This is a genomic window from Williamsia sp., from assembly GCF_036566845.1.
GTDB lineage: Bacteria > Actinomycetota > Actinomycetes > Mycobacteriales > Mycobacteriaceae > Williamsia.
Window position 1 is genome coordinate 1 of sequence record NZ_DATCVM010000233.1, and the last position, 7,123, is coordinate 7,123.

7 protein-coding genes are annotated in these 7,123 nt (G+C 63.1%); all 7 read right to left on the reverse strand.

Features of this window, described 5'->3' with window-relative positions; translation table 11 throughout:
- On the reverse strand, nucleotides 1-654 hold a 654-nt coding region (locus VIQ49_RS21975; protein ID WP_331888648.1), incomplete at its 3' end, for a TetR/AcrR family transcriptional regulator.
- Between the two features lie 6 nt (nucleotides 655-660).
- A complete protein-coding gene (locus VIQ49_RS21980; RefSeq protein ID WP_331888650.1) occupies nucleotides 661-1,020 on the reverse strand; it encodes an Lsr2 family protein in 360 nt (119 codons plus the stop codon).
- A gap of 118 nt (nucleotides 1,021-1,138) precedes the next feature.
- Nucleotides 1,139-2,284: a hypothetical protein gene (locus VIQ49_RS21985; protein WP_331888652.1), complete on the reverse strand. Its 1,146-nt coding sequence runs from the start codon at nucleotides 2,282-2,284 to the stop codon at nucleotides 1,139-1,141.
- Complete coding sequence (locus VIQ49_RS21990; protein WP_331888654.1) at nucleotides 2,277-3,077, reverse strand: N-formylglutamate amidohydrolase; 801 nt, start codon at nucleotides 3,075-3,077, stop codon at nucleotides 2,277-2,279. Before VIQ49_RS21990 ends, VIQ49_RS21985 begins: the two co-directional genes overlap by 8 nt.
- A 482-nt stretch (nucleotides 3,078-3,559) precedes the next feature.
- Nucleotides 3,560-5,548 (reverse strand): cutinase family protein, encoded by a 1,989-nt coding sequence (locus VIQ49_RS21995; RefSeq protein WP_331888656.1) that lies wholly within the window; start codon nucleotides 5,546-5,548, stop codon nucleotides 3,560-3,562.
- A gap of 296 nt (nucleotides 5,549-5,844) precedes the next feature.
- Nucleotides 5,845-6,369 (reverse strand): hypothetical protein, encoded by a 525-nt coding sequence (locus VIQ49_RS22000; RefSeq protein WP_331888658.1) that lies wholly within the window; start codon nucleotides 6,367-6,369, stop codon nucleotides 5,845-5,847.
- Between the two features lie 23 nt (nucleotides 6,370-6,392).
- A partial coding sequence (locus VIQ49_RS22005; RefSeq protein ID WP_331888660.1) for a hypothetical protein occupies nucleotides 6,393-7,123 on the reverse strand: 731 nt, incomplete at its 5' end.

Here is a 7,123-nt window from a genome sequence, read left to right on the forward strand (position 1 = left end):
GGGATCCGTCGCCGGGTCGCTGCCGAGCCACAGCATCAGAAGATCGTCGACACGGCGGCTGATCGTCTCTGGTTCACCGAGACTGGTGGCGACGTGAACGGCACCCACGAAACCCGCGCACAGGGTTTCTCCGAGCCGCGAGTGTTCGGCGGTGTCATCGAGTTGACCAGTTCGAATTGCGTGCTCGACGATGACGCTGACGGCGCTCGTCCACGCGGTATACACCTTTGCCGTCTCGTCGACAGCTCGCTCGAGACTCAAGATCAGTCCGGCTCGCGCTACGTGATCGCGGGTGATGATCTCCGCGAGTGCGCGCTGAACGCTCACAACCTGGCGCAGGGCAGGCTCGTCTGCGGTAGTGACGTCGGCGATGGTGTCGACAAGGACGGTGCCCCATCCGTGCACCAGGTACTGCGCCAGAGACTCTTTGGACGGAAAGTGGTGATACATTGCGCCCTTCGAGTCCCCTGCTGTGGCCAGGATGTCAGTGATCCTCGTGCCGGCGTACCCGACCGTGTTGAAGTGTTCGGCCGCGGCTGAAGCGATGCCGTCCCGTGTCGCGATCGCCCTCCGTTGGGGTGGGCGCTGGGTTGTTTTCCCTCTTGTCGGTGTGCTGACGGCTGAGGCGTGGTCGATCTGATCGTGCACGGTCACAGGTCCTTAATGTGCGGCGTCGAACGCATCGATGACCTCGGCTTTGATCCGCCCACGTGGGGAGACGTCGAAGCCGTTGTTGCCGGCCCAGTCCCGGATTGCTTTGAGTTGCTCAGCGGATCGACCAGACCCAGACACTTTGGCCGCGGTCGAGGTTTTCGTACGAGGCTTGCCGGCAGAGGAAACCTTCTCCGCCGCATTGATATACGGGGCGAACACCGCTTCGATCTTGTCGGCATTGGCAGGTCGAAGGTCAATCCGATAATCGACGCCCTGATAGGAGAAGGTGACTTCGTGTCCCAATCCGGTGTCGATGGGTTTTCCGTCGAGATCGTCGATGAGTTGGCGAATGAATATTTCGGCCACAGAGAATCCTCTTCGTTGTATTGCTGAATGAATATCTTGTTCATGTTATCCGCAGTATCTGATAATCCAGGACACGCCTGATGCCCTCGGTCATGTCGCTGCATAGTGCTTGCGCCCCTCATGTTTTCGACATGCCTGCCCGGTATGCCTGAGAGCGGGCGATACCGATGTCGTAGTCGTCGACGTACTCCCCCGCCCCGGGCATGTACATGCCACCGACACGGGCGGGGTCATGCGCCATGAACACCACATCGGGTCGGCCGCCGTTGAATCGGCTGAACTGTTGGTAGTCCCAGCCGTTGGGTGCGTAGTCGTCATTCCAGGCCAGGCGTGCGACGGGGACGAATCCGGCGTCCGCGTAGAGCTTGGGGAGGACGGTGTCGAAGCAGTCCAGCCGATGCCCTCCGAGCCGCGTGGCCTGGCGGATCATCGATTGCACCGACCTCGGGTGTGCGCAGTCTTTGTGCGCGAAGGCCGAGACGATTTCGTCGTCTTTGAGTGCGACGCCGGCTTTTCCGTCGTCGGTGACCAGCAGTCGCATCTGCCGGTATTCGTCCTCGCTGTAGACATGAACCGACGCGGCGTGCGGATTCTTGCGGGTGAGCTCGAGCATCTGCTCCCGGTAGACACCGGCGTCGGCGGGTGCCAGTTCGTAGAGCGTGGGAGCTGACAGTCCACGCGCGGCGAAACGTGCGTGTTCGTCGGCCGGGAGGGCGTGGTCGGCGACCGGTTGGATCTGGCGCCCGCTTATCAGAAGCCGAGGGCTTGGGCTTCCTCGATCTCCGGATCCGACCAGTATTTCTCGATTTCCGCCCGCTTGGACTCCGGCAGTTCCGGACTCCAGCCGTACTGCCTCCAAAACTTCTCGCGGCGTTCCTGCGTCATCGGTTCGTCCATCGTGTTCCCCTCTCTCATTTCTCTCGTTGTCATTGTCCACGTCACTTCGAGTGCAGCGCAGTGCCTCGGTTTGTTCTGTGCGCAGCTGCTCTCCGGCTGCCAGGCGCCGCTTCAGCTCGGCTCGGCGCTCGGAGTCGGGTTCGGCGGAAATCGCAGTGCGGAGTTCGTTCTGGCCGCCGGGGGTGGAGTCGTACAGCGCACGGGTGTCGCTGTAGGCGGCTACGGCGGCCGCAACGCGCCGTTGCAGGCGCGCGTGGCTGGGGTTCTGCTCGAGTGCGGCGCGGGCAGAATCGATGCGGGCGGCGGCGTTGTCGAGACGCTTGCGGATGTGCGGGGTGCAGCGTGGGCCGGGTTTGGGTTTACACATCAGCGGCTCGATCGCCGACTGCGTCGATCAAGACCGCGAGACTACGGCCGAGCTGCGCAATACTGCCGGGGTGAGGTGCGGCCGGATCGGTCAGGTACGTGTCGCGCCGTAGCTCGATCATCACCGACGACACCCAATCGTCAACCCCGTAGTACCGCAGCGGCACGTAAGTTCCGCTGTAGGGCGTGTTCTCGGCAATCTCCCCGAGGGACGCGAAAGCGCCACGGGCAGCAGCTATCAACCATCCCGGGCTGTGCCGGGGGTCGGTGCCGATGCACAACGGTGGCCGCGGCGCACTGGAGTCTTCGAACGCGGACGGCTTCTCCGGGTACGAGTGTAGGTCGATGACGATCGCCCGCCCACAGGCGTTCAGTCGGTTTTCGACCGCGTCTGTGACGGCGTCGGCGTAGGGACGGAAATACGCGTCGAGCAGTTCCGCCCGACGCGTATAGGGTTCGGCGCGCAACAGCGCCCCGGAACAGGTCCGGGTATAGACGGCGCCGCGACCGAACGCCTCAGCACGATCGCCGTCGCGGAACCGTTCGGGATCGATCACCAGGCGCGAAAGATGGTTGATCACGATCGTGGGCCGCACGCGGACGTGGGTGAGGGCGGCGAGCGCGATCTCGTCGGTGGCGGTGTCGGTGGCCTCGTCCAACTCGTCCGCGAGTTCCTCGTCGGTGAGCATCAGGTCGGCCCGGATGCCGGGCGGGATCAGACGCGAGGAATGCGGAACATGAATGACGACCGGGCATCCCTCATCGCCCGGAAGCACGGTGAATGCATTGAACACTGATCTCCCCAAAATGATCTCGGAGCGCTCAGCCTGCCGACAAGCAGGGACACGTTGCCCTGGACTCGAATCATCTACGCGGGCATGATGTTCGGTGTCCGCGGAGTTCATTCCACAGTTTCCTTTTCTGATCGGATGCCGTCGACGTGCAGGGGCACGGAGGTGCGGTGTGCATCCTTCCGAGGATGACGCCGACACAGGACATGTCGTGGCAGACACGACACTGGAATCCTGTGTTGCGGTGTCGGATTTCAGGGCTTGTACTCGGAGCAGGTTGCGATCGATCTGCCCGCTGCTCAACGCGTTTGGCCGGTGTCCGACGTGAAACAAGCCCTCGGTGTGGGGGCAGGCGAACACGGCCATCCCTTTGGCGCCGTGGTGGCGTTTGCGAACCACCTTCGCATCACCACGTGAGTGATAGCCGCGGTGACCGCACTTCTCGCACGAGGACCATCGGGCGGCAGGGTTATGGGCCCGGGGGCTCATACGGCACGTCCGATCTGAAGATTGAGCCAATCCGCCAGCCACACAATGGCACTACGTCCGGCATTGTCGACGACAAGAGCGTTGTAGTTCGTGTGGGCACCGGAGGCGAAAAAATCTGCAGCACGCAAACCTTCGCCAACCAGCGAGGCGAGGTCCTCGGCCGCCTGTGACTGCGACAACTTCACCAACGAGTTCGACAGCTGCGGCAAATCCAGATTCTCCGCCGCGGTGGTGATGCTCGTGGAGACCGCGTTCGTCTGTTTACCCAGCAGTGCCGGTGATGTCTTGGTGGCCTTACCGGAGAGCATGTTCACCGCCACCGACGCCAGATCCAGGCCCACCGGAACGAGGCCCGTCATGGCTGCGGCTGCGCCGAGCGGGTCGGGCAATTGCCCAGGCGGTGGAAGGAGCTTTTCGACAGCAGCCCAGGCGATCTCCTGGATCTGCCCGACGATGTTCGCCAACTTGATCACGTCGACATTTGCCAGGATCGACGCGACGAGCGCCGCGATCTGGGTAGCACCGGACGGGTCCGGGATGATCGAGAGCACCTGTGAAACCCATGTCAGATCAACAGCTGCAGCCATCGTGACCAACGGCGAGAACTGATTGTTCAGCTGGCCCGCGATGTCATGGGCACCTCGAGCATCGAGCGCGGCGACCTTCTGCGGCAGCACAGTCAGATTCTCGAGGATGCCGGGTACGTCGAGCGAGGCGATACCGGTGGCGACACCCAGAACCTGATTGACCACCACCGTCGGTTTCAGTACCGACAGCACGCTGGTGGCCGAGGTGAGTGCATCGGAGGGAGTCGACACGAGTGGAGCGACCTGGGTGCCGAGAGCCGCTGCGGCTTGCGTCAAAGTCTGCACCTCCGTAGAGGTCGACGGCAGGCGCAGCGAGTCACCGCTGGTGAGCGTGTTCGCGGTGTCGACGAGTTTCATGGCCGTGTCGAGCGCTGCGGTGAGATCGGATTGCCCCGCCTTGGTGAGGACTTCGGACGCGTTGTATTCGGCGGTACCAACAGGTGCGGCCGCGAGTTGGCCGTTCGCTTGCGGATTCGCAGCTCCCGAGTCGAGCAAGTCAGCCAGTGGAGCGAGAGTCCTCGCGATCGATGATGCGGCCACAGCCACCTGCTTGACGTCGACGGCCGGTTCTGCGAGCTGCTGCCCGAGGGCGGCCACGTTCGCCGCCAGCGCAGGCAGATCCGAGCCGGAGGACTCCGACGTCAACGCGGTAGCGAGTTGACTGTTTCCGCCGGCCAACGTGTCGGTCGCGGCGCCACTGGGGCTCTTGGTCAGAATCGAGCCGAGCGAACCCAGCAGGGGGCTCGAACCCTTCTCGATCGAGCAGTACAGGTCTCCCGGATCGCAGATCGAGGCCACGCGACCAGAGAGCGCACCCATCCCCTGTGGGCGCGGGTCGGCGATACCGCGGCCCGAAGTGCGCGGCCCGACCGTCGCAGCACCTTTCGTTCCGGCACCAGGATCAGCGAGCAGACCGACTGCGAGGATCCGACTAGCATCGACGGGACCCTTCCCGTTCCCGATCTCGGACGCCAAGTCACCGGCAGCGTCCGCACCCTGCGAGTAACCGATAATAGTGAAGTTCGTGCTCGGGCACTCGTTCTCGACCTTCGACAAGATCTGCTTCGACTTGGCGAGGGCGTCGGCTTTGCTGTCTGCGTACGTGTGGCCGTTGTCGAATGCGCGCGCCATATACGGCAGCGTGTAAATCTCGGCCTCGCTGCCATGCGCGACCTTGAGAGCATCGGCAACGGGCTTGAGCATGCCCACCGGCTCGTCGGGGTCGGCGCTCTCGTTGGTCTCCCAAGTGCCGGGAATGAACAGGTTGAACGTCACAGCACAATCAGTCGGCACCGCATTGGCAATCGCAGGCGCGGTGAGTGTGACGCCGGCACCTGCCACGGTCACAGTGGCGATCAGTGCAACGGCACGGCGGCTTCTCAAACATCTGACGGGCATGGGCACCTCGATTGCCGGAAGGGATACAGGCGCCTACAGTCCCCCACTTTGGCGTTTCATCTCAACGGGGTGTCGAGACATTCCTGGCTCTTCTCACAGGTGCTGACCAGCAAATCAGCGCGGAGCCGGAGTGTTGATATTCGTTGCGCCAACCATCCACTGATGGCCGATCCCAGTCGACCTGTGCCCAAGCAAGCGAAGCGCCGCGCTTCGGAGTTCGGTGGGGTGCTTTCGTTCGAGTTCCGCGTGCGCTTTGAGGATTAGACCAGCGGCGCGAGAAGTGTCGTTTGTTCTGGTCAGCGGCAGTCGATATGGATGGAGAGTTGAACGCGACCGCTGTGGGTGGGCTTCCAGTCGGCGGGCGCATCGATGGTGGCGGCGATATCGAGCTGGTCGGTCTCGGACCAGTCGACGGACTGGAGGACCTCGAGGAACTGGTTGGTGGTGTCGATGTCTGCGGCGGGGAGGTCTTGGTCGGTGTTCTCGGTGGTGAGGATTTGAGATCCGTGGTTGGCGTGGATCTTCCGGCCGTGCGGTGCTGCGATGTCGACGGCCAGTTCGTCGCTGTGTCCGGTGCAGCGCGCGGTGACGTCTTCGGGTTTGGGTGTGGTGATTTCACTGCCGGAATGCTGTTCACCCCAACCGATCACAATGCTGCCGAGGTCGGTGCTGGTGTCGGTAACGATGGTGCCGCTGGTCGATGTGCTGACCGAGGCTGCATCGCGGGTGTCGTCGCTTCCACACCCGACCAGAATCACGGCGCTAGCGAGCGCGGCGGCCGTGGCGGCGACTTTGGTGAAGGTGTTGCGTGAGAAGGTCATTCGAGTGTCCTATCAGTGTCCGGTCAGTTGAAGACGTCGACGAACCACTTGCTGTCGATCTTCTTGGTGGTGACGGTTTGGGTTATACGTTCTGCGCCTTCGGGTCGTAGCTCGGACAGATCAACGAGATAGACGTCCTCGGACAGTGCTTTCGCGCGCATGCAGTAATTGGTGCCGACGGGTACAGAGTCGATGAATCCCTGAAGCTGTTCTGCCGGAACGACGGAGGAATTCGGCGTGGCCAGCGCACGAGCCGTGACCGCGTTGCGCGCGATGTAGTAAGCGTGGTTCCACGCGGCAATCACGCCTGCACCGCTGCTCTGATCACCCCGGTCAGCGCGACATTCGTCGTCGACGTCGGAGGATGCAGGTGTGGTCGTGGCGCTCGTTTCCGGCAGGTCGAGAATCGGGAGGGTGTCCGACGCGGTCTCCGTGGTGGTGGAGGCGGCCGCGGTGTTCTCGGGCTGGTTTCCGTCTCCGCCCCATATGGTGCCGCCGACCATCGCCACGACAGCGAGCCCGGCTACACCGGCGATAGCGAGTTTTTTGTTCGTTCGGCGGGGCTGCGAATCGTCGCCGGAGTAGGGCGCGTTCGGTGGTGCAGCCACGGATGGCGGGGCCACCGGCCCGCCGGGCGAAGCTGATTTCGCAGCTGCGCCCGGCTGAGCGGTGGTGGGTGTGCCACCGAGAAGGTCGACGACGGCGGGGTGCCGTTGGGGCTTATTGCTGAGCTTCATGGTGTCCACCCACCTTT